Origin of the sequence: Oryzomonas sagensis, from assembly GCF_008802355.1 — a bacterium.
Taxonomy (GTDB): domain Bacteria; phylum Desulfobacterota; class Desulfuromonadia; order Geobacterales; family Pseudopelobacteraceae; genus Oryzomonas; species Oryzomonas sagensis.
On the sequence record NZ_VZRA01000002.1, the window covers coordinates 103976 to 126344 of the forward strand.

Sequence of the window (22369 nt, forward strand, 5' to 3'; positions counted from 1 at the left end):
TGATTGCACTGTTCAACGCGTTGTCACCGGCGCCGTTGCCAGTGATGCTAATAATAGTGGCTTCATAGGACCGATGGGACTCATGGGACTTGTAGGTCCCATGAGTCCTTTGCTACGCGATGCGGGAAAAGTCGGCAACCTGCCCGAACATGCGGGCGATGGCCGTGAGAAGGGCCAGGCGGTTGGTCCGTATCCGCTCGTCCTCGGCCATGACCATGACCTTGTCGAAGAACGTGTCGATGGGGCCGCGCAGGGTGGCGATCTCGGCCAGGGCCTCCTGCCAGCGCCCATCGGCAATGCCCGCCCCCGCCGAGTTCTTCACCGTCTGGAAGGCCGTGTACAAGCCGGTTTCCGCACTCTCCTGGAACAGGGCCGGATCGACCGGCGCGTCCACCCCCTCCTTGATGATGTTGCCGACCCGCTTGAAAGCCCCGGTCAGCGGCTCGAAATCGGGGTGGGACTTGAATTGGGCCAGGGCCGCGATGCGGGCCCGGACCTGCACGAGATCGTCGAAGCCTGCCGATACCGCCGCCTCGATGACGTCGGTCGGGTAGTCGCCCGCCAGCAGGTTGACGAAGCGGCCGCGGAAAAACTCCCTGACCTCGGTCGCGGCCTGCTCCTTGGGACGCGTCAGTTTGGTCGCCAGGAGGTCCAGGGAGTGGTCGATCAGGGCAGCCAGGGAGAGGCGGTAGCCCCTGTCCAGGATCGTGGCGATGATGCCGATGGTGGCGCGCCGCAAGGCGTAGGGGTCGGCGGCGCCGGTGGGGATGAGCCCCACGCTGAAGCAGCCGCAGACCGTGTCCAGCTTGTCGGCAATGGAGACAAAGGCGCCGATGTCCGAGGCGGGCAGTTCGCCGCCGGCCTGGATCGGCAGGTAATGCTCGGCAATGGCGTCCGCCACCGCCGGTTCCTCACCCTCCAGCAGGGCGTACTCGCGCCCCATGATCCCCTGGACCTCCGGGAACTCGCCCACCATGCCGCTCACCAGGTCGGCCTTGCAGAGCCAGGCGGCGCGTGCCGTCTGTGTCTTGACCGCCGGGTTGAGCTGTTCCGCCAGCCCTTGGGCCAGGGTGCGGAAGCGTTCCATCTTTTCGAAGGAGGTGCCGAGCTTCTGCTGGTAGACCACCTTCTTGAGCGCCTCCACCCGGTCGTCCAGCTTGACCTTCTGATCTTCCTCGAAGAAGAAGCGGGCGTCGGAGAGCCGGGCCCGCAGGACCCGCTCGTTCCCCTTGACCACCACCGAGGGGTCGTCGGTCAGGGTGTTGTTGATGGTGATGAAGCCGGGCAGCAGCTTGCCGCCCTCGTCCACGATGGAGAAGTAGCGCTGATGGCTGCGCATGGAGGTGATGAGCACCTCCTTGGGCACCTTGAGAAACTCGGGGGAGAAGGTGCCGTGCACGGCGCTGGGGTACTCGGCCAGGTAGACGATCTGGTCCAGCAACTCCTCGTCCGGCAGGAGGTGGCCGCCTGCGGCCTTGGCCACGCGGTGCGCCTCGCGGCGAATGATCTCCTTGCGCTTTTCCGGGTCCGGGATGACGAAGTGCCGCTCGCATTCCTCCAGGTAGTGGGCAAAGTTGTTCACCGGAAAGGTGGTGTTGGCCATGAAACGGTGGCCGCGGGACAGGGTGCCGCTCTCCACGATGCCGAAGGAAAACGGCACGACGACGCCGTCGAACAGGGCCACGATCCAGTGGATCGGCCGGGCGAAGCGCACGTCCAGGTCGGCCCAGCGCATCGACTTCTTGAAGGGGATGTCGGCGATCAGCTTGGGCAAAATCTCGGACAAAAGCTCGTGGGTCGGCCGGCCGGTCACCTTTTTCGTCACCGCCAGGTACTCGCCCTTCTCGGTGGCCACGGTCGTAAGCTCACTGACGTCGACCCCCTGCCCCTTGGCAAAGCCTTCGGCGGCCCTGGTCGGTTTGCCGGCGGCGTCGTAGGCGGCCTTCACGGAGGGGCCGGTCGCGGTGATCTCGGCGTCGGGCTGCAGGGAGGGGACCCCCTTGACCACCAGCGCCAGGCGGCGGGGCGTGGCCAGGGTCTGCACCATGTCGAAGGCAAGGCGGGCATTGGTCAGCTCCCGGCTGATCATGGCCTCCATCTCGGCCAGGGCGCGGGGGATGAACCCGGCCGGAATCTCCTCGGTGCCGATTTCGAGAAAAAGTTCTTTGGCGCTCATCGTGCGGCACCTCCTTTCAAGAGCGGGAATCCGAGGCGCTCTCGCATCCGCAGGTATTCTTCCGCACAGGTGCGGGCCACGTTGCGTACCCGGCCGATGTAGGAGGCGCGCTCGGTGACCGAGATGGCGCCGCGGGCATCCAGCAGGTTGAAGGTGTGGGAGCACTTCATGACGAAGTCGTAGGCCGGCAGCACCAGCCCTTTTTCCGCCAGGCGGAGGCACTCCTGCTCATACTTGGCGAACTGTTCCAGGAGGAGGGGCACATCGGCCTCCTCAAAGTTGTACCGGGAAAACTCCACCTCGCTCTCGTGGTGGATGTCGCCGTACTTCACCCCTTCGGTCCACACCAGGTCGTAGACATTGTCCACCCCCTGCAGGTACATGGCGATCCGCTCGCAGCCGTAGGTGATCTCGCCCGAAACCGGCTTGAGGTCGATGCCCCCCGCCTGCTGGAAATAGGTGAACTGGGTGATCTCCATGCCGTCCAGCCACACCTCCCATCCCAGCCCCCAGGCTCCCAGGGTCGGCGATTCCCAGTCGTCTTCCACGAAGCGGATGTCGTGCTTGGCGGGGTCGAGGCCGATGGCCCGCAGGGAATCCAGGTACAGGTCCAGGATATTGATGGGGGAGGGCTTCTGGATCACCTGGAACTGGTAGTAGTGTTGCAGGCGGTTGGGGTTCTCTCCGTAGCGGCCGTCGGTCGGTCGTCGGGAAGGCTCCACGTAGGCCGCCTTCCACGGTTCGGGCCCCAGCACCCGCAGGAAGGTGGCCGGGTTGAAGGTCCCGGCCCCTTTTTCCGTGTCGTAGGGCTGCTGGATGATGCACCCCTGCTTGGCCCAGTAACCTTGCAGGGAGAGGATAAGATCCTGAAATGTCACGATTATGCCTCCGAAAGGGGAAAAGATTAAAAAGAACCGTTAAAATAGCAGGTATGGGGGCGCCGGTCAAGGATGAGCATCAGGGCGCACGGTCGGTAATTCGCCGGGATATGGCGCCGCGGAAGGCGTCAATAGAAATAGGACAACGACAGGACGGCGATCAGCGCCACGAAGATATAGAGGATGTAACTGTTCAACTGGCCGTTCTGCAACCTGCGGATGAGGGCGAGACGCCGGTCCACGGCGCCGAGGAACGGCAGTATCCCCTTGTCCAGCACCACCTCCGGGACGTGGGATTCGAAGCGCTCCGGGCCCGGGAACAGCTTGTCGGTGGCCGGTTCGTGGCGTTCGGGGCGCAGGATCGCGGCGAAGATGCCCACCAGCATCCCGGCGAAGGATGAGGCCGTATACTCCATGGCGGCGGAGGGGGCGGCATAGCCGCAGTCCCACGTGCCGGTCTCCTCCAGCGGTTTCGCCTTGAGGCGGTTGATGTAGAAGACCGCCAGGAGGCAGATGAGCAGGAACAGGATCGCCGCCCCGATGCTCAGCCCGACCAGGCCGGCGGTGGTCTGGATCGACGGGAGCAGGGCGTCCCGTTGGGGGAACAGGGCGGCGATGACCGGCTCCAGGATGCGGGTGGCGCTAAACGGCAGCACCCCGATCAGGAGGCAGCAGGCGGCCAGGATGCCCATGGCGCCGGTGGCGGCCGGGTGCTCGTGGCGGGGGGGGAGGGGGCTGCGGGGCAGGCCCAGGAACACCGTGCCGTAGACCTTGACGAAACAGGCCAGGGCCAGACCGCCGGTCAGCGCCAGCGCCGGTACGGCCAGGGCCAGGAAGGCGGCGCTGCTGCCGGGCGAGGTGGCGAACCCGGTGAACATGCCGAGGTACAGGAGAAATTCGCTGACAAAGCCGTTCAGGGGGGGGAGGCCGCAGATGGCCACGCTGCCGGTCAGGAAGGCCGCGGACGTGATCGGCAGGGCCCGGGCCAGGCCTCCCATGCGGTCGATGGCGCGGGTGCCGGTGCCGTGCACGACGATCCCGGCCCCCAGGAAGAGCAGCGACTTGAACAGGGCGTGGTTGACCACGTGCAGCAGGGCTGCCGCCTGGCCAAGGACGAACAGGACGCGGTTGCCGGTGGCAAGGCCGCACAGGGCGACCCCCATGGCCATGACGATGATGCCGATGTTCTCGATGCTGTGATAGGCCAAGAGGCGCTTGATGTCGTGCTGCCCGATGGCGAAGAGGACGCCGGCGACGGCGGAGACGATCCCCAGGCAGAGGAACAGCGCCCCCCACCAGAGGGGGGGCTGCCCGAAGAAGGAGAGCACCCGGAACAGGCCGTAGATCCCCAGCTTGAGGACGATGCCCGACATGAGCGCCGAGATGTTGCTCGGGGCGTTGGCATGGGCCCCCGGGAGCCAGACGTGGAGCGGCATGATGCCCGCCTTGATGCCGAAGCCCAGGAGGGCGACCAGGAGGATTGCCGTGGCCCCCGCGCCGCTCGGGTCGAGGGAGCCGGGGGGAGGGAAGAGCGGACCGCCCATGGCGGGGGACAGGGCAAACAGGACGAACAGGGAGATGGTGGTCCCGTGGCTGGCCACCAGATAGTGGAGTCCGGCCCGGCCGACCTCCGGTTTGTCGTGTTCCAGGCACATGGCCAGGAACGTGCCCAGGGCCATTGCTTCCCAGAAGAACAGCAGCGTGATGCCGTTGGCGGCCAAAAGCAGCATGACGATGGCCGCCACAGCCACGCCGAAATAGAACGTGACAAGGGATTCGCCCCGGTTGTCCGGGGTGGTGGAGCAGTAACCGCAGCCGTAGAGGGAGATGCAGGTGGCGACGATGAAGAGGGGGATGAAAAAGAATGCCGACAGGGGGTCGAGGCGAAAGGCCAACTCACCCATGGGGAAGTGCCACGCCAGTGCGTAGGCGCCCCCGGGTCCCTCTTTGAGCAGGACCCGCAACGCGGCGCCCAGGCCGGCCGCGGCGCCGACCGCCATGAAGCAGCCCGAAATTCTGCGGCCGGTAAAGAGCGGTACGCGGGGCCACAGGGCCGGGACGCCGGAAAGAAGGCAGAAAAGGGCTGCGACCAGTGCCAGTTCAAGGGGACTCATTAAAAGCGCCAATCCTTGCACAGAGGGCTTCTGCAATGAATAGTATGCTGTTTTATAGCGCCTCCCCCTCATCATGGTCAAGACAATTAACGGAGAAATAAGAGGTTTACCGTTTATTTTATTGTTGACAAGGTCGAGTTTTTAAGGCTAACGTTTTTTAAACCTCTAACTCGTATCCTAAAAGAAGAAAAAAACTCGACCTCATATAAAAACAAAATCCCGTTTACGTAACTTATTTGTGCGAATCTCCGAGTGAATCCTTAATCAATTTAGCTGGTTTCCAATTTGTAGGAAGTTTCCTGCCCAGGCACGTTCCTTCCAGAGCCGCATTTGAGGTCAATTTTTCGAATTGGCGCTAGTGTGATTATAGTGAAAATCCCCGAAATCCATTGAACCCCATTTTATCCCACAGCCACACGTATGTGTCGCGTTACACGCAGGAGAACCGATGAATTTACAGGAACTTAAAGGCAAAAAGATCAACGAGCTCAACACCATTGCCCGTGATCTCAACATTGAGGGTGCGTCCAGCCTGCGCAAACAGGATCTGATCTTTGCCATCCTCAACGCCCAGACCGAGCAAAACGGCATGATCTTCGGCGAAGGGGTTCTTGAAACCCTGCAGGACGGTTTCGGCTTCCTGCGCGCCACGGACTACAACTACCTGCCGGGCCCGGACGACATCTACGTCTCCCCCAGCCAGATCCGGCGCTTCAACCTGCGCACCGGCGACACGGTCTCCGGCCAGATCCGCCCCCCCAAGGAGGGTGAGCGCTATTTCGCCCTGCTCAAGGTGGAAACGGTCAACTTTGAACCCCCCGAGGTCGCCCGGGACAAGATCCTGTTCGATAACCTCACGCCGCTCTATCCCGATGAGAAGCTCAAGCTGGAAACCGCCGGCGATAACCTCCCCATGCGGGTCGTGGAACTGGTGGCCCCCATCGGCAAGGGGCAGCGCGGCCTGATCGTGGCCCCGCCCCGCACCGGCAAGACCATGCTGATCCAGAACATCGCCAACTCCATCGCCACCAACCACCCCGAGGTGTACCTGATCGTCCTTTTGATCGACGAACGCCCGGAGGAGGTAACCGACATGCAGCGCTCGGTCAAGGGCGAGGTGGTTTCCTCCACCTTCGACGAGCCGGCGACGCGCCACGTCCAGGTGGCCGAGATGGTCATCGAGAAGGCCAAACGCCTGGTGGAGCACAAGCGCGACGTGGTCATCCTGCTGGACTCCATCACCCGCCTGGCCCGGGCCTACAACACCGTCATCCCCCCCTCGGGCAAGATCCTGTCCGGCGGCGTGGATTCCAACGCCCTGCACAAACCCAAGCGCTTCTTCGGCGCGGCCCGCAATATCGAGGAGGGGGGCTCGCTGACCATCATCGCCACGGCCCTGGTGGACACCGGCAGCAAGATGGACGAGGTCATCTTCGAAGAGTTCAAGGGCACCGGCAACATGGAACTGCACCTGGACCGCAAGCTGGTGGAGAAACGCACCTTCCCGGCCATCGACATCAACAAGTCCGGCACCCGCAAGGAAGAGCTGCTGATCGAGAAGAGCGCACTCCACCGCACCTGGATACTGCGCAAGGTCCTGCACCCCATGAACGTGGTGGACAGCATGGAGTTTCTGCTGGATAAACTCTCAGAGACCAAGAGCAATCAGGACTTTCTGGACTCCATGAGTAAATAGTCCCGCTCGGAGCGGGTTCTGTCTTGAATCGGAAACGTGGCTGGAAAAAAGTGTTGCAAAAATGAATCTGAATCATTACGATTATAATTTGCGACCGACCCCGCCGACAGCATCCATTTTTATACTGAGACTGAGAAGCATTCTTGAGGAGGAAGAGAAGATGAAAGAAGGTATCCACCCAATGTATTCCGAGGTGACCGTGAAATGCCTGTGCGGCAACACGTTCCTGACCCGCTCCACCAGCAAGGAGATCAACACCGAGATCTGCTCCGCCTGCCACCCGTTCTTCACCGGCAAGCAGAAACTGGTGGACACCGCTGGTCGCGTCGAGCGGTTCAAGAGACGTTACGGCCAACTGTAGCACACCATCGGCTCAATGCATTGAGGGGATCTTGTCGTCAGGCAAATCCCCTTTTTTGTATTTTCGTATCCAGGGCGAGCCGTTAGCCTCGGGACACGAGTAACCTTACGCTCCGGGCAGGACACCATGAACGTTACCCTGATAGAACATACCCCCAATCCCGAACTGACGGTGGCCCTGGCGGCCCGGCTCTGCTATTCCCCCACATCCATCGGCGAATTGCGCAACAAGCTGGAATCGACGGACATCGAGAAGTTTCTGAACAAGATCATGTCCCTGGGGCATTATTCGGTGCTGGAGCACATCTCCTTCACCTTCGGTATGGAAGGGATCTCCCGGGTGACCACCCATCAACTGGTGCGCCACCGGATCGCCTCCTTCTCCCAGCAGTCCCAGCGCTACGTGTCCCACAAGGACGAGTTCACCTCCATCATGCCGGACAGCATCGCGGAGAATGCCGACGCGCGGCAGATCTTCGCCTTCATGTCCGAGACGGTGCACAAGGCGTACGCCCAGTTGGTGGACCTGGGGATTCCGCCCGAGGATGCCCGCTACATCCTGCCCAACGCCACGGAATCCAAGATCATCATGACCATGAACGCCCGGGAGTTGCTGCACTTCTTTGCCCTGCGCTGCTGCCAGCGGGCCCAGTGGGAGATCCGGGAGATGAGCATCGAGATGCTCAGGCTGGCGAAGAAAGCCGCGCCCATCATCTTCCGCGACGCGGGGCCGGGCTGCGTAGGGGGAACCTGCCCGGAAGGGCAGTTCTGCTGCGGCCAGACCGCCGAGGTGCGGGAGTTCTTCGCGACACTGGAATAGAATTGACATCCGCCACAGAGACACGGAGACACAGAGAAAAACAATTTACATGGATGAACAGGATGAAGGGGATAAAGCCTTAAATCCGGATGCCAAGTTACAACAAAGAGCCGTTAGCCTTTTTGATTTGTTTTTATCCTGTTCATCCCTGTAAAATTTGTTTTGCTTTTGACGTTCTCCGTGTCTCTGTGTCTCTGTGGCAGATTTGCTTTAGGAAAGGTACTATGGAAAAGATAAATGTAGGCGGCCAAGCGGTTATTGAAGGCGTCATGATGCGCGCGCCCCGTTCCGTGGCTATTGCCGTGCGCCGTCCCAACGGCGAGATCGTGGTCAAGCGGGAGCTGGTCGTGCCGCTCTCCGAACGGTACCCGGTGGTCAAGCTCCCCATCGTGCGCGGCGCGGTGGCCCTGTTCAGTTCGCTGGTCATCGGCATCAAAGCGCTCAACTTCTCGGCCAACGAGTCCATGTCCGAGGAGGAGAAGGAGGGGGACAAGGACAAGGGGAAGGGCGAACTCTCCTCCTGGGCCATGGCCGGCACCATGACCGTGGCCTTCGGCTTCGGCATCTGCCTCTTCTTCCTGTTCCCGCTCTACCTGACCAAGCTGATGACGCCGTACATCGGCACCAACAACATCGTCTTCAACCTGGTGGACGGTGTGATCCGGGTGATCGTGTTCCTGCTCTACATCTGGGGCATCTCCCGCATGGGCGATATCCAGCGGGTCTTTCAGTACCACGGGGCCGAGCATAAATCGATCTTCGCCTTCGAGGCGGGCGAGGAGCTGAAGGTGGAAAACGTGCGCCGCCACAGCCGCCTGCACCCCCGCTGCGGCACCAGCTTTCTCTTGATCGTCATGCTGGTGAGCATCGCCGTGTTCTCCCTGGTCCCCAAGCTCTGGCCCTTTTACCTCAAGGCCGGTTCGCGCGTCGTGCTGCTGCCGCTCATCGCCGGCATCTCCTACGAGTTCCTCAAGTGGAGCGCCAAGAACGACGGTCATCCCCTGGTGAAGTTGATCATCGCCCCCGGCTTGGCCCTGCAACGCCTGACCACCCGCGAGCCGGACGATCAGCAACTGGAAGTGGCCATCCGCTCCATCAACGAGGCGCTGGAAGTGAATGCCGGGTACTCGGACGACCGCTTGGTAGTGTAAGCTGAAATTAAAACCTGCCCCAGAGACACAGAGACACGGAGAACGCCAAAGGCACAACACTGCATGGTTTTCCTCTCCCGCTTTTCTCTGTGTCTCCGCGTCTCTGTGGCAGGTGTAAGAATCTAAGAGGTTTTAAACATGTTCGACAAGATAGAAGAACTTGAACGGCGCTACCAGGAAGTCGAGGCGCTGCTGTCCGACCCTGAGGTCATCTCCAACCAGCCGGAATTCCGCAAGCTCTCCCGCGAACACGCCGACCTGAGCCAGCTGGTGGCGGCCTATCGCCGTTGGCGCAAGGTGATGGAGGAGATCGGGGAGAATCGGGAGTTGTTGTCCGATGCGGACATGAAGGAGATGGCTGAGGAGGAGCTGAAGAGCCTGGAGGCGGAAAAGGAGCAACTGGAAGCCGACATCCAACTGCTGCTGCTCCCCAAGGACCCCAACGACAACAAGAGCGTCATCCTGGAGATCCGGGCCGGCACCGGCGGCGACGAATCGGCCCTGTTTGCCGGGGACCTGTTCCGCATGTATTCCCGCTTTGCCGAAACCAACCGCTGGAAGGTGGAGACCATCTCGGCCTCCGAGTCGGAGCGGGGCGGCTTCAAGGAGGTCATCGCCTCCGTGGAGGGGGAGGGGGTCTTTGCCAAGCTCAAGTACGAATCCGGCACCCACCGGGTGCAGCGCGTACCCGAGACCGAGGCCCAGGGGCGCATCCACACCAGCGCCTGCACCGTGGCGATCATGCCCGAGGCCGAGGACGTGGACATCGACATCAGGCCCGATGACCTGAAGATCGACGTCTATCGCTCGTCCGGCGCTGGCGGCCAGCACGTCAATACCACCGACTCGGCCGTGCGCATCACCCACCTTCCCACGGGCACGGTGGTGGCCTGCCAGGAGGAGCGCAGCCAGATCAAGAACCGGGCCAAGGCCATGAAGGTCCTCAAGACCCGCATCCTGGACCATCTGCTCCAGGACCAGAACGACAAGCTGGCCGCCGAGCGCAAGCAGCAGGTCGGTTCGGGCGACCGCAGCGAACGCATCCGTACCTACAATTTTCCTCAGGGGCGCATGACCGACCACCGCATCGGCCTGACCCTCTACCGCCTGGATTCCATCATGGCGGGGGATATCGCCGAGATCGCCGACGCCCTGCGCGCCCACTACCAGATGGAGGCGCTGAAAGCGCAGAGCGAGGGGAACTGAGCGGGGATTGGTTCGGATGATTGATTAGGGGCGCTGCCGGTGGGGAGCGCCCCTTTGTGTTGTATGCGGAGTATCGCGATTTTTTTGTCTAACGTTTGAGATGATACCGGTATGCCCGGTGGTGCCCGCCGTTGGACATTCATGGTGTCCTGTGTGCGGCCCGCGGCAGCGACCAGTTGTATCTGACCGCCAACAGGCGCAGGATAATGACGGTTGCGGCCGAAATCAGCGCTGCCGCGTCCGGCGGCACGGCACTCCGTTGCAGCACGTACAGCAGGGCTCCCCCGGCCAGGCAGGCAGAGGCATAGACCTCCTTATGCAGAATCATCGGCACTTTGGCCGAAAGCAGGTCCCGGAGCATTCCTCCCGCAGTAGCCGTCATAACCCCCATCATAACGGCACCGAAAAAACCGAGCTTAAAGGCAAGGGCCTTGTGGGTGCCGATCACCACAAACGTGCCCAGTCCGACCGCATCGAAGTAGGTTAACGGATGGGTGAGGAACGCCAAGCGGCGGTGAAAAAGAAATACCAAGAGCGAAACCGCGACCGAAAGATAGAGGTACGTCTCGTCCTTGAAGATGAAAGGCGGGATGTCGCCCAGCAACAGATCGCGCAGCGTACCGCCGCCGATGGCGGTGACGAGTCCCAGCACCAGCACGCCGAAGACATCCATATCCCGGCGAATCCCGGCCAGCGCCCCCGAAGCGGCAAAAGCGGCGGTTCCCAGCAGGTCGAAGGTGTACAGCAAATTCATCTAAACGCACTCCGTAGGTCCAGCTATAGATAGAAAACGTCATCGATATATACGCAAATTCTGCAAAGCTGCAAAGTGAAATCCACCGGGAAAGGCCGTAATTGCAGAAGGCCCGCTTTCGTCGTCAAACGAAAACGGGCCTTCCGGTACCGGCACACTATCCCGATAATCCCCCGCTAGCTCTCCAACTGCTCCGCCAGCAGTTCCACCGTATGTTTCACTTTCACATCGGCCCGGTCCTGGTCGAACCCGCCCTTGATCTGCATGACGCAGCCGGGGCAGTCCATGGCCACGACCGGCGCGCCGGTCTCCTTGATGTTGTGCAGCTTGCGCCGCAGGATCGGCGCGGAGAGCTCCGGCAGCTTGAGGGAGTAGGAGCCGCCCATGCCGCAGCACATGTCGCACTCGAACATCTCCTTTATTTCGTAACCCGCCCCGCGCAGCAGTTCCCGCGGCGGCTCCACGGCCCGCAGGGTCCGTTTCAGGTGGCAGGAGTCGTGGTAGGTGAGGGCCCCGAGCTGCCGCCCCTCCTTCAGCGTGAGCCGCCCCGCGTCCACCAGCCGCTTCGCCAGGGTGGAGAAATCCACGGTCTTCTCCGCCAATTCCTTCGCCCGTGCCAACCATTCCCTTTGCCCCAGGCTCTCCAAGGTGTCGCCGAACTCGTGGGCCAGGGCCACGGTGCAGGTGGGGCAGGCGGAGACCACGTAGTTCGCCCCCTCCACGAGCAGGGCCTTGATGTTGTCCACGGCGTTGCCGGCCGCCACCTCGTAGGCCCCGCTGTACCGGGCCGGAGCGCCGCAGCAGGTCTGGGCCTCGGGGAATAGGACCCGGATGCCGGCCTTGTTCAGGATCTTCACCAGCGCCTCCCCCATCTCCGGGTAGGCGAAGTCGATGAGGCAGCCGGCAAAGAAGACCGCCGTTTCCCGGCAGTCGGCGGGCTGTTGGATCGCGGGGAAACGGTCCCGGAACGGCTTTGCGGCAATGGCGGGGAGACTGCGGCCATCGGTCAGATCCGACAGGAACAGGGGAAGGTGGCGGATGAAGCCGCCCGAGTTGAACGGCTTGCCGGCGATGGAGGCGGCCCGCAGCATGCCGTGGAAGAGCGAGCGGTTGTTGACGATCCCGAAGATCGCCTTCTGGGCCAGGGGCTGTCCCTTCTCCATGACCAGGCGCCGCCTGATCTCCATGATCATCTCCGGGATGTCCAGCTTGCCGGGGCAGATCTCCTTGCAGTTGCCGCACTGGATGCACAGCCCCTGGATATCCTCGGAGTTGTGCAACTCCTCGAACCAGGCGGTGAGGATGGTGCCGATGCCGCCGGTATAGATGCTGCCGAAGACGTGCCCCCCCACCAGGCGGAAGATGGGGCAGACGTTGAGACACGAGCCGCAGCGGATGCACTGGAGCGCCTGTTTGAACTTGGGGTCGCCCGCCATCTCGCTGCGGCGGTTGTCCATGAGGATGATGTGCAACTCCTTGAGCGGACCGTCGGTGGTGGGCGTGGGGCCGCTGATGATGGAGACGTAGCTCGTGAGCAGTTGGGCCGTGGCGCTGCGGGGGAGCGCCGTCAGGATCGGCACGATGTCGTCGAAGCGCTCCACCAGCTTTTCGATGCCGACCAGGGCCACGTGGACCCGGGGCAGGGTGGTGACCAGCCGGGCGTTCCCCTCGTTGGTGACCAGCACGAGGCTGCCGGTCTCGGCCACGGCGATGTTGGCGCCCGAGATCCCCATGTCGGCCGCGAGGAACTTGGCGCGCAACTCCCGGCGGGCCACCTTCACCAGCCGGGGGATGTCGTTCTCCAGCCGCTCATCCACCTCCTTGCTGAAGAGGTCGGCCACCTCCTCCTTGGTCATGTGGATGGCCGGCATGACCATGTGGGACGGCTTCTGGCCGGCAAGCTGGATGATCCACTCCCCCAGGTCGGTTTCGCCCACCGCGATGCCCGCCTTTTCCAGGAAGGCGTTGAGGTGGATCTCCTCGGTGGCCATGGACTTGGACTTGACCACGCTCTTCACGCCGTTGTCCTGGGCCACCTTCAGGATGTATTCCTTGACCTTTTCCGGGTCATTGGTCCGGAAGACCTTGGCGCCCAGGGCCTCGGCGTTTTTGGCAAAGGTATCCGCCAGGAGTTCCAGGTTGGCGGCGGCATGGGACTTGCGCTCGGCGATGGTGTCCCGCAACGCCTCGAAGTCGATCCCCTCGTAGGCCTTGGCCCGGTTGACCTTGTAGGCCTCGGAAAACTTCCCCAGCGCCCCAGTGAGGGTGGCGTTCCCCACGGCCTGGCCTATGGATTCCCTGAACTCCTTTTTCATCGGGCCGCCCCTCCCATATCATCCACGCAGACGATCACGAGCCGTTCCGGGCCATGGACGCCGATGGTCAGCACCCGCTCGATGTCGGCGGTCCGGCTCGGGCCGGTGATGAAGGCGATGTAGCGGCTGGTCTTTGGATTGATCCTGCTCAAGAGGGCGCTCTTGTCGGGAAGGATGTTGCCGGTGGGGACGAGGGCGATGTGGATGTCGGTGAGGGAGGAGGCCAGCCGTTGCTCCACGGCGGTCTGGTCCTGCACCAGGGAACCGGTGTCGGCCAGGGCCCACTCGGCCTGGGTGATGCCGATGCGGGCGTCGGCCGCCGTCTCCCGGCTCACCTCGAACCTGATGCCGGCGACCTCCCGAAGCGGTTCCCGGTCCAGCCCTTCCAGAAAGGGGCTCTCGGCCCAGACGGCGCAGGAACGGGGGGCGTCGGCGCCCCCCTCTTCGTGCAGGAACGGCAGGATGAACCCCAACGCCCCATCCCGGTCCTTGAAACGGTAGACCTCCGCACCGACCCCTTCGGCCCTGGCCTTGAATTGCTCGTACATCGCTTCGGTCTCCTTCCGGGCGGTCGTCTCGTGATGCCCTTTGGCGTCGCCGCCGTTGGGGAAACGCTGTATCGTTGCGCGGTCGCATCCCGGGGTTTGAAATTTGTAAAACCAAATTATATATAAACCTAATTCATCTTAACTGCCATTGTCAACAGGCTTTATATGCAGATATAAAAAATAGTTGACAGGGAGTTTTAAAAAATATAATTGGTAATACAACTTTACAAAACCTGATTTTATTTTCGTTCGCTCCCGTCAAACATCCAGGACAGGCGGACAGATGAGGCCATTCAGAGAACGTTTGCACACATACCCGCGCAAGGAAGGAGTCGTTCGTCATGCCCTGGATTCAGACCTACACACCCGTAGCAGGCAGTCTGGGGATGTCGGCCCTGGTGGCCGCCGTTCCGCTCGTCGTCATCTTCATCTGTCTGGCCGTGCTCAAGATGAAGGCCCACATCGCCGGCCCCCTGGCCGTGGTCTCGGCCCTGGCCATCGCCGTCGTTGTCTGGGGGATGCCGGCCAAGCTGGCCGGGCTGGCCTTTGGCCAGGGGGTCGCCTTCGGCCTCTTCCCGGTGTTCTACATCGTCATCACCACCCTGTTTCTCTATAACCTCACCGTCAAGGGGGGGCAGTTCGAGATCATCCGGGCCTCCCTGGCCGGGGTGACCGCGGACCGCCGCCTCCAGGCGCTCCTGATCGCCTTCTGCTTCGGCGCGTTCATCGAAGGGGCGGCCGGTTTCGGCACGCCGGTGGCCATTGCCGGCGCCACCCTGGTGGGGCTCGGCTTCCGGCCGCTCTATGCCGCCGGGGTCTGCCTGGTGGCCAACACCGCGCCGGTGGCCTTCGGCGCCATCGGCATCCCGGTGGTGGCCCTGGCCGGGGTCATGGGCTACGACGATGCCGGCCTCATGAAGCTCTCCACCATGGTGGGACGCCAACTGCCGTTCATCTCCCTGTTCATCCCCTTTTACGTGATCATGATCATGGTCGGCCTGAAGAAGACCCTGGAGGTCCTGCCGGCCATCGTCGTCTGCGGCGCGACCTTCGCCCTTGCCCAGTGGGGCACCGCCAGCTACCTGGGGCCGTACCTCCCGGACATCACCGCCTCCCTCCTCTCCATGGTGGCCCTGGTGCTCCTGCTGCAGGTCTGGCACCCCAAGCAGGTCTGGACCTTCGATCACGAGAGCGGGAACGCCGTCAGGGAACGGCACGACTATACCGCCGGCCAGGTCTTCCGGGCCTGGGCGCCCTACCTGGCGCTGACCGTCATGGTGCTTTTGTGGGGCATCCCCTCCATCAAGACCGAGCTGGACAAGAGCGCCGTCCTGATCACGGTGGACGGGCTCCACAACGGGATCGTCAAGAAGGTTGCCAAGCCGGAAGACGGGCTGAAGAAGATCGCCACGGTGAACGAGGAGATCGACAAGCAGGTGGCCCAGCTCTCTCCCGCCGACCCGAAGCAGGCGGCCCTGGCGGCCAAACTGACGGAGTTGAAGGGGCTTGAGGATGCCTTTGTACCGGTGGAACAGGGGTTGGCGGGCAAGGGGGCGGTCCTGAGCGACGAGCGGCTGAAGAGTTGCGACCTGGTTGCCAAGAAGATGACCGAGACCCAGAAGTTGTGCAAGGAGCTGGTGAAGATTGGCGCGGTGCCCAAGGACCGCTTCAAGCCGCTGGACAAGGCTGTGGCCGACCAGTTGCCCGTCAAGCTGGCGGCCAAGTACAATTTCAACTTCCTCTCCGCCGCCGGCACCGCCATCCTGATCGCAGCGTTCCTCTCGGCCCTGATCTGCGGCGTGGGGATGGGCGACACCTTCCGCATCCTTGGCAAGACCCTCTACGACATGCGTTACCCAGCGGTCACCGTGGCGTCGGTGCTCGGCCTGGCCTACGTCATGAACACCTCGGGCATGACCAACTGCCTCGGTCTGGTGTTCACCAAGACCGGCCACTGGTTCCCCTTCATCGCCCCGTTCCTCGGCTGGCTGGGGGTCTTCCTGACCGGCTCCGACACCTCCAGCAACGTCCTGTTCGGCGGTTTGCAGCGGGCCACGGCCGAGCAGTTAGGCCTCAATCCGATCCTGACCGGGGCGGCCAACACCAGCGGCGGGGTCATGGGCAAGATGATCTCCCCCCAATCCCTGGCCGTGGCCACGGCGGCCACCGGCATGGTGGGGGAGGAGGGGACCCTGTTCCGTTTCACCCTCAAGCATTCCCTGTTTTTGACGGTGGTGGTGGGGGTGATTGTGTACTTGCAAGCCTCTGTGTTTTCGTGGATGATACCTTAAAGGCTGTAGGACTTATAGGACCAATGGGACTTATATAAGTCCTATGAGTCCCATAAGTCCTACAAAAGAGGCTACAATGGAACAATCCTTTATCAATGAGCTTAAAACCATCGTCGGCGAGCAGTACACCCTGACCGACCGGGAATCCCTGGCGGTGTACGGCTACGATTCCACCCCCGAACTGGAGAGCAGGCCGGGGGTGGTCCTGTTGCCCGGCAGTCCCCCGGAGGTGGCCCGCATCATGGCCCTCTGCCACGGGGCCGGGATCAGCGTGACCCCGCGCGGCTCCGGCACCAACCTGTCGGGCGGCTCCCTGTCGGGGGGCGGGGTGGTGGTGCAGACCAGCCGCATGAATCGCATCGTGGAGGTGGACGAAGAGAACCTGACCGCCACGGTGGAGCCGGGGGTGATCACCAGCGCCCTGCACCGGGAGGTGGAGGGGCGCGGTCTGTTCTATCCGCCCGACCCGGGGAGCATGAACATCTCCACCATGGGGGGCAATGTGGCCGAGAATTCGGGCGGGCTGCGCGGCCTCAAGTACGGGGTGACGGCGGATTACGTCATGGGGCTGACCACGGTTCTGGCGGACGGCGAACTGCTGCGTACCGGCGGCAAGGCGGTGAAGGACGTGGCCGGTTACAGCCTGAACCCGCTGTTGGTCTCCTCCGAAGGCACCCTGGGGTTTTTCACCGCCATCACGGTCAAGCTGATCCCCAAGCCCCGGGCCAAGATCACCATGCTGGCCCATTTCCCCGAACTGAACCAGGCCGCCCTGGCGGTGTCGGCCATCATCGCCGCCAAGGTCATCCCGGCCACCCTGGAGTTCCTGGACAAGGTGACCATCAAGTGCGTGGAGGATTATTCCCACGTGGGGCTCCCCCTGGACGTGGATGCGGTCCTGCTGATCGAGGTGGACGGCCACCCGGCGGTGGTGGCCGAGGAGGCCGCCAGCGTGGAGGAGATCTGCAAGCGCCACCGCTGCTCCTTCTTCCAGACCGCCAAGGACGCGGACGAGGCGCTCAAGCTGGCCACGGCGCGGCGCACCGCCCTGTCGGCCCTGGCGCGGCTCAAGCCGACTACCATCCTGGAGGACGCCACCGTACCGCGCAGTTGCATCGCGCCCATGCTTCAGGTCATTCAGGAGACGGCCCGCAAGTACAACCTCACCATCGGCACCTTCGGCCACGCCGGGGACGGCAATCTACACCCCACCTGCCTGACCGACGAACGGGACAAGGACGAGATCGCCCGGGCCCATGCCGCCTTCGACGAGATCTTCGACGCCGCCATCGCCATGGGGGGCACCATCACCGGCGAGCACGGGGTGGGGCTGGCCAAGAAGCGCTATCTGCCGCGGCTGGTGGGGGAATCGGGGATCAAGGTCATGCGGGGGATCAAGAACGCCTTTGATCCGAAGGGGATCTTGAATCCGGGGAAGGTATTCTAACATCGTAACGTCTGCCACAGAGACACAGGGACACGGAGGTTCACAGAGAAAACCGGAAGAGAATCGATTTTTGTTTTGACGTTCTCTGAGTCTCTGTGTCTCTGTGGCAGGTGTAAAAGGTTTAAAGGTTCTTATCAATGGATTACGTAAAACTGATCAACTGTATGCGCTGCGGGATGTGCCTCCCCGCCTGCCCCACCTACAAGGAGACCTTCCTGGAGACCGCCTCGCCGAGGGGGCGGGTGGCGCTGATACGCAAACTCCAGGAAGGGGAACTGGACCAGTCCGAGCGCCTTCTGGAGTACCTCTCCCTCTGCCTGGACTGCCAGGCGTGCGCTTCGGCCTGCCCCTGCGGGGTCAATGCCGGCGAACTGGTGGCGGAATTCACCTGCGAGCGCAAGGGAGGGGAGGGGCTCTCCTTCATGGAGGAGTTGATCCTGCGCCGCCTGCTCCCCCATCCCGACCGCCTGGAGGCGGCCCTGGCCCCCATGCGCCTCTACCAGCGCACCGGCCTGCAAAAACTGGTGCGCAAACTGGGGGTCATGAAGCTGTTCCCGGAGCCCTTGGAACGGATGGAGGGGCTGCTCCCGAACCTGCCCGCCCGGCCGCTGCGCCAGACCATCGCAGAGGTCACGCCGGCCCGGGGGGAGGAGCGGGGGACCGTGGCCTTCTTCCTGGGGTGCGTCATGAGCCTGGTCTTCAGCGAGGCGAGCCGGGCGACCGTCCGGCTGCTGTCAGAGCTGGGCTACCGGGTCGTCACCCCCCGCAATCAGGTCTGCTGCGGCGCGCCCAACATGCTCTCCGGGGACCTGGCCGGCCTGAAGGAGGCGGTGCGCACCAACGTGGCCGTCTTCGGCGGGATCGAGGCGGATTTCATCGTTACCGACTGCGGCGGCTGCGGGGCCGAGCTGAAGCACTACGGCCATCACCTGGAGGGGGACCCGGAGGCCGCGGCGTTCAGCGCCAAGGTGCGGGACATCTCCCAGGTCCTGGCGCTGCACCGGGAGGAGTTGCGCGCCAAGCTCAAGCCGCTCCCCGTGACGGTTACCTACCACGACCCGTGCCACATCGCCCACTGCCAGGGCATCCGCCGGGAGCCGCGGGACCTGCTCCGGCTGATCCCGGGGGTGGAGTACCGGGAGTTGGAAGCGGCCGACGCCTGCTGCGGCAGCGCCGGCACCTACAACATCGCCAAGCCGGAGATGGCCGACCGCATCCTGACCCGCAAGATCGCCACCATCCGGGCCACCGGGGCGGAACTGCTGGTGACCGGCAATCCGGGCTGCCTGCTGCAGTTGAGGAAGGGGCTGGCGGAGCAGTTGCCTGGCGTGGGGATCGTGCATGTGACGGAGCTTCTGGCGCGCAGCCTGGACGGGGCCGCCTAAAGCCGGCAGGGTTGCAAACCTGCGTCATCTGTAGTAGATAAAAGGGGAGCCGTATACGGCTCCCCTTTTATCTAACCGAAAAGAACGTCAACTTTGAATCTGCCACGGAGACACGGAGTACGTCAAAGACACAACCATTTGGGGATGAATCTAACAACGGTTTATCCCTCTGCTTCTGATTTTTCCCTGTGTCTCTGTGGCGGATTTTAGTTTTAGCATGATCGGACCCCCATGAAATTTCAGCCCATAAAACCGAAGAAGGTGTCGGCCCAGATCGCCGAGCAGATCCGCGCCTCGATCCTGGCGGGGGAATTCTCTCCCGGCGACAAGCTCCCCCCGGAGCGCGAGCTGGCCGAGATGTTCGGCGTATCCCGCCCGTCGGTGCGCGAGGCGCTCAATATCCTGGCTGCGGCCGGGCTGGTCATGTCCTATCAGGGAGGGGGGACGGTGGTGCTGTCCCTGGTGGAGATGCCGGGGGGGAACCCGCTCTCCGAACTGATCCGGTCGGAGCAGGAACGGGCCCTGGACGTGATCGAGGTGCGCAAGGGGATGGAGTCCTGGACCGCCTACTATGCGGCCCAGCGGGCGCTGCCCGAGGACCTGCGGCGCATGGAGGAGATCATCGGCGGCATGGAGCGCAACCTGGACGGCCTGAAACCTTCCGAGGACCTGGACGCCAACCTGCACATCGTGATCGCCCGCGCCACGCACAACATCGTCTGGCTCCACCTCATGCAGAGCCTGTTCGACGCCATGAAGGAGTTCCAGCAAACCGTCTGGCGGGCGGTCTACCTGACCAGCGACGACCACCACCTGCTCTTCGGCCACCACCGCCGCATCTTCGAGGCCATCAAGGCCCGGGACGCGGAAACCGCCCGGGAGGCGATGATCGCCCACCTCACCTTTGCGGAGCAGCGCAGCAGCGCCTACGTCACGCGGCAGCAGGCATAGTCCCGCCGCTCCCGTCTTCCTTCCCCTCCCCCTGTGCCGCGGCTGCCGGCTCCTCCAGCCTGCAGATGCCGATCTTTTCCAGCGCCTTGATCTGCCGCAGGGAATTGCGCGACAATTCGAAGCGGTCCATCATGAACCCGATGCTTTCGAAGTAGAAGATGGCGTCCTGCAGGGCGCGGGCGTAGTTCTCCGCCCCTTCCGGCTGCTGCTCCGGCAGGCAGATCAAGACCTCGCCGCTGTCGATCAGGTGCCAGGCGAGGTTGATGGTCGCCTTCCCTCCCCGCTCAACCACACAGACATAGGCGCCGCAAATCTGTGACCGCCTCCCCTCCGGCGCGGCCTGGACCACGTTGGCCGAGCCGTAGAGCTCGACGATGTCGTCGGTCGAATGGTAGGAGATGACCGCCACGTCCGGGGCATAGCGAAAGGCCGCTCCCCCCCCTCCGCTTGACGGGCCGCCGAAGCCGCCGAACCCGGAAAAGCCCGAGTCGCTATCCACCAGCCCCAGGGCCGCAAAAGGCGATTCCACGTGACGCTCCACGGCCACCGGCGCTTCGGAAGCGGATTGCGGGTACAGGGACGGAACCGGTGGCGGCGGCGGGGAAAGGGAAGCGGCGGCTTGCTCAAGCTCTTTCAGCCTTTCCTCCAGGGACTGCTTCTCCCTCTTGAGGTGTTCGACCGCCTTGTGGGCCTTTTTCTTGAAGTTGCCGGCAATGGTGTCCCACACCTTTTTCTCGCCCAACACCTGCTCCAGCTTGGACGCAAGGGAGTTCTGTTCGGCTTGGGCGCCCTTCAGCTCAAGCTCCCTATCGGCCAGGAGCGTCTCGAAACGCTGCTGCTCCTCCCGTCTGCCCTCTTCCAGTCGCTTGACGCTTGCGCGCAGATCTGCACGTTCCTGCTCCAAAGCCTCCCGCTCCCGCTGCCATGCGATGCCCGCGCTCTCCTTTATGACTGCCAGTTCGGCCCTGAGCGCCTCACGCTCGTTGACCAGCACCTGTTGTTCCTTCATGACGTTCATCAACGTGCCCTGCACGACGCCGTTCTCGTGGCGGGCGGCCGCCAACTCATCCCGCAAGGCCTGCTCCCGCTCCGTTGCCGCAAGCTCTTCAGCGGCCCGTGAGGCGGCCTCCTTGGAACGGTGCTCCTCGGAGCTCGAACGTTCGGCCGCGGCGTCCTGGTGGAGCCGGTCCAGTTCCCGGCGCAGGCCGGCCGACTCCTCTTCGGCCCGTTCCCGGCGGCGGTCCAACTCCTCCGCTCTGGTCTCCGCGTCCCGGCGCTGGGCGCGCTCTTGGGCGAGGAGCTCCTCAAGGTCGCGCAGCGCCTCGGCCTTGCCCTGCAACTCTGCATGCAACCCGGCGGCAACGTCGCTTTCCGACGCGCCCTGTGGCTCTCTGCCGGCCAACTCCTCCCGAAGCGCCTTCTCCCGCTCCTGGTACGAGGCGGTGATCCTCTCCTGTTCCTGCTTTATGGCCGTGACGGTCCGCTCGGCCATCCGCTCGGTTGCGGCCTTGGCACGCTCCATATCCTTCAGCGCCGTCCTGAGGTCGGCAATCTCGGCGGAAAGCGCCGCAACCTCGGGCGACGGGGCATCGGGCACGGACGGTGCAGATGGTTGGGGCGCGGGTGAGGGGGGCTCCACGGCTGGTGCGGCGTTTTTGGCTGGTTGCTTCCCGCCTCGGGGCGGGGCGGGGGGGCGCATGACGCTGATGCCGCGTATGATGACCTGGCGCATGGCCGGGCTATAGTCGAGTTTTACCGGTTCCATGTTGAAACCCATGGACTTGGTGAACTTCAGGGCTTCGTTGGCGAGGCGTTTCTGGTCGGCGGGCTTACGGGTATCGCAGGTGGTGGAAAAGATGACGGGGCGTTGGGTGGTCGTATCGAAGAAAGCGACATACACGGAAAAGGCGTCGTCCTCGCGGGCGGTGCAGACGTAGGCCTCGCACAGGTGCCCCTGGCACTGTTCCTCGGTTGGAACGGCACTGTTGGAGGAACGGTAGATCTCGGCGACATGGGGCTCTTTTATCTCGATGTGGCTCAAGGATTGATTCAGGGAAAACGCCATACAGCACCCCCATGTAGTGCCGTTTTCCCAAGGGAGAGAACGGCCGGAACCGGTTTTGACCCCCCTTGACCACCACAATATGCACGGGTGCCCAGGATCTGATCTTTCGGCACCCGGCTGTCTCCGTGAGACCCGTAGGCTATCCGTCCCGTCATCGCTGGCGGTTTAGTAGTATCGCTTATCAGATGGTCAGTAACTGACTGATTTATGTG

General features: G+C 63.0%; 16 protein-coding genes and 1 riboswitch. Of the genes, 9 read left to right on the forward strand and 7 right to left on the reverse strand.

What is annotated here, in order from left to right; translation table 11 throughout:
* Nucleotides 1-112: 112 nt before the first annotated feature.
* The 3 genes from glyS to F6V30_RS08390 all read right to left on the reverse strand — a co-directional run bounded on the left by glyS (nucleotide 113) and on the right by F6V30_RS08390 (nucleotide 5168).
* Nucleotides 113-2176, reverse strand: a complete 2064-nt coding sequence (gene glyS, locus F6V30_RS08380) for a glycine--tRNA ligase subunit beta (protein WP_151156538.1) — start codon at nucleotides 2174-2176, stop codon at nucleotides 113-115.
* Nucleotides 2173-3054, reverse strand: coding sequence for a glycine--tRNA ligase subunit alpha (gene glyQ, locus F6V30_RS08385; RefSeq protein ID WP_151156539.1), 882 nt, complete (start codon nucleotides 3052-3054; stop codon nucleotides 2173-2175). Before glyQ ends, glyS begins: the two co-directional genes overlap by 4 nt.
* A gap of 128 nt (nucleotides 3055-3182) precedes the next feature.
* Nucleotides 3183-5168 carry a proton-conducting transporter transmembrane domain-containing protein gene (locus F6V30_RS08390; protein ID WP_151156540.1) on the reverse strand — a complete coding sequence of 662 codons (1986 nt, stop codon included), beginning with the start codon at nucleotides 5166-5168 and terminating at the stop codon, nucleotides 3183-3185.
* A 448-nt stretch (nucleotides 5169-5616) separates the two neighbouring features.
* On the opposite strand from F6V30_RS08390, the gene rho reads away from it, so the two are divergent.
* The 5 genes from rho to prfA all read left to right on the forward strand — a co-directional run bounded on the left by rho (nucleotide 5617) and on the right by prfA (nucleotide 10401).
* Nucleotides 5617-6864, forward strand: coding sequence for a transcription termination factor Rho (rho, locus tag F6V30_RS08395; protein ID WP_151156541.1), 1248 nt, complete (start codon nucleotides 5617-5619; stop codon nucleotides 6862-6864).
* A gap of 160 nt (nucleotides 6865-7024) precedes the next feature.
* Complete coding sequence (gene rpmE / locus F6V30_RS08400) at nucleotides 7025-7225, forward strand: 50S ribosomal protein L31 (protein ID WP_151156542.1); 201 nt, start codon at nucleotides 7025-7027, stop codon at nucleotides 7223-7225.
* Nucleotides 7226-7351: 126 nt separating this feature from the next.
* Complete coding sequence (thyX, locus tag F6V30_RS08405; RefSeq protein ID WP_151156543.1) at nucleotides 7352-8044, forward strand: FAD-dependent thymidylate synthase; 693 nt, start codon at nucleotides 7352-7354, stop codon at nucleotides 8042-8044.
* Between the two features lie 224 nt (nucleotides 8045-8268).
* Nucleotides 8269-9195, forward strand: a complete 927-nt coding sequence (locus F6V30_RS08410) for a DUF1385 domain-containing protein (RefSeq protein WP_151156544.1) — start codon at nucleotides 8269-8271, stop codon at nucleotides 9193-9195.
* 138 nt (nucleotides 9196-9333) lie between these two features.
* Complete coding sequence (prfA, locus tag F6V30_RS08415; RefSeq protein ID WP_151156545.1) at nucleotides 9334-10401, forward strand: peptide chain release factor 1; 1068 nt, start codon at nucleotides 9334-9336, stop codon at nucleotides 10399-10401.
* Between the two features lie 139 nt (nucleotides 10402-10540).
* On the opposite strand, the gene F6V30_RS08420 is transcribed toward prfA, so the two are convergent.
* From F6V30_RS08420 to F6V30_RS08430, 3 genes are all read right to left on the reverse strand, one after another.
* Nucleotides 10541-11155, reverse strand: coding sequence for a trimeric intracellular cation channel family protein (locus F6V30_RS08420; RefSeq protein ID WP_151156546.1), 615 nt, complete (start codon nucleotides 11153-11155; stop codon nucleotides 10541-10543).
* 176 nt (nucleotides 11156-11331) lie between these two features.
* Complete coding sequence (gene ldhH, locus F6V30_RS08425; protein WP_151156547.1) at nucleotides 11332-13470, reverse strand: L-lactate dehydrogenase (quinone) large subunit LdhH; 2139 nt, start codon at nucleotides 13468-13470, stop codon at nucleotides 11332-11334.
* The gene (locus tag F6V30_RS08430; RefSeq protein WP_151156548.1) at nucleotides 13467-14018 is read right to left on the reverse strand and encodes a LutC/YkgG family protein; all 552 of its coding nucleotides are present in this window, start codon (nucleotides 14016-14018) and stop codon (nucleotides 13467-13469) included. Before F6V30_RS08430 ends, ldhH begins: the two co-directional genes overlap by 4 nt.
* A gap of 341 nt (nucleotides 14019-14359) precedes the next feature.
* Here F6V30_RS08430 and F6V30_RS08435 point away from each other — a divergent pair, with 341 nt between their 5' ends.
* The 4 genes from F6V30_RS08435 (at nucleotide 14360) to F6V30_RS08450 (ending at nucleotide 20092) form a co-directional block, all read left to right on the forward strand.
* Nucleotides 14360-16309 (forward strand): L-lactate permease, encoded by a 1950-nt coding sequence (locus F6V30_RS08435; RefSeq protein WP_151156549.1) that lies wholly within the window; start codon nucleotides 14360-14362, stop codon nucleotides 16307-16309.
* A gap of 76 nt (nucleotides 16310-16385) precedes the next feature.
* Nucleotides 16386-17756 carry an FAD-binding oxidoreductase gene (locus F6V30_RS08440; protein ID WP_151156550.1) on the forward strand — a complete coding sequence of 457 codons (1371 nt, stop codon included), beginning with the start codon at nucleotides 16386-16388 and terminating at the stop codon, nucleotides 17754-17756.
* A gap of 137 nt (nucleotides 17757-17893) precedes the next feature.
* Nucleotides 17894-19141, forward strand: coding sequence for a (Fe-S)-binding protein (locus tag F6V30_RS08445; protein WP_151156551.1), 1248 nt, complete (start codon nucleotides 17894-17896; stop codon nucleotides 19139-19141).
* Nucleotides 19142-19372: 231 nt separating this feature from the next.
* Complete coding sequence (locus tag F6V30_RS08450) at nucleotides 19373-20092, forward strand: FadR/GntR family transcriptional regulator (RefSeq protein ID WP_151156552.1); 720 nt, start codon at nucleotides 19373-19375, stop codon at nucleotides 20090-20092.
* Here the strand turns inward: F6V30_RS08450 and F6V30_RS08455 are convergent.
* Complete coding sequence (locus tag F6V30_RS08455) at nucleotides 20073-22157, reverse strand: coiled-coil domain-containing protein (RefSeq protein ID WP_151156553.1); 2085 nt, start codon at nucleotides 22155-22157, stop codon at nucleotides 20073-20075. The genes F6V30_RS08450 and F6V30_RS08455 overlap by 20 nt on opposite strands.
* A 105-nt stretch (nucleotides 22158-22262) precedes the next feature.
* Nucleotides 22263-22337, reverse strand: a riboswitch (cyclic di-GMP riboswitch).
* Between the last annotated feature and the right edge of the window lie 32 nt (nucleotides 22338-22369).

Excerpts from the sequence above, each read along its gene's own strand:
- F6V30_RS08430 (WP_151156548.1), bottom strand. The coding sequence starts at position 14,018 with ATGTACGAGCAATTCAAGGCCAGGGCCGAAGGGGTCGGTGCGGAGGTC.
- glyS (WP_151156538.1), bottom strand. The coding sequence starts at position 2,176 with ATGAGCGCCAAAGAACTTTTTCTCGAAATCGGCACCGAGGAGATTCCG.
- prfA (WP_151156545.1), top strand. The coding sequence starts at position 9,334 with ATGTTCGACAAGATAGAAGAACTTGAACGGCGCTACCAGGAAGTCGAG.
- rho (WP_151156541.1), top strand. The coding sequence starts at position 5,617 with ATGAATTTACAGGAACTTAAAGGCAAAAAGATCAACGAGCTCAACACC.
- ldhH (WP_151156547.1), bottom strand. The coding sequence starts at position 13,470 with ATGAAAAAGGAGTTCAGGGAATCCATAGGCCAGGCCGTGGGGAACGCC.
- rpmE (WP_151156542.1), top strand. The coding sequence starts at position 7,025 with ATGAAAGAAGGTATCCACCCAATGTATTCCGAGGTGACCGTGAAATGC.
- F6V30_RS08420 (WP_151156546.1), bottom strand. The coding sequence starts at position 11,155 with ATGAATTTGCTGTACACCTTCGACCTGCTGGGAACCGCCGCTTTTGCC.
- F6V30_RS08455 (WP_151156553.1), bottom strand. The coding sequence starts at position 22,157 with ATGGCGTTTTCCCTGAATCAATCCTTGAGCCACATCGAGATAAAAGAG.
- F6V30_RS08410 (WP_151156544.1), top strand. The coding sequence starts at position 8,269 with ATGGAAAAGATAAATGTAGGCGGCCAAGCGGTTATTGAAGGCGTCATG.
- F6V30_RS08440 (WP_151156550.1), top strand. The coding sequence starts at position 16,386 with ATGGAACAATCCTTTATCAATGAGCTTAAAACCATCGTCGGCGAGCAG.
- thyX (WP_151156543.1), top strand. The coding sequence starts at position 7,352 with ATGAACGTTACCCTGATAGAACATACCCCCAATCCCGAACTGACGGTG.
- F6V30_RS08390 (WP_151156540.1), bottom strand. The coding sequence starts at position 5,168 with ATGAGTCCCCTTGAACTGGCACTGGTCGCAGCCCTTTTCTGCCTTCTT.
- F6V30_RS08445 (WP_151156551.1), top strand. The coding sequence starts at position 17,894 with ATGGATTACGTAAAACTGATCAACTGTATGCGCTGCGGGATGTGCCTC.
- F6V30_RS08450 (WP_151156552.1), top strand. The coding sequence starts at position 19,373 with ATGAAATTTCAGCCCATAAAACCGAAGAAGGTGTCGGCCCAGATCGCC.
- F6V30_RS08435 (WP_151156549.1), top strand. The coding sequence starts at position 14,360 with ATGCCCTGGATTCAGACCTACACACCCGTAGCAGGCAGTCTGGGGATG.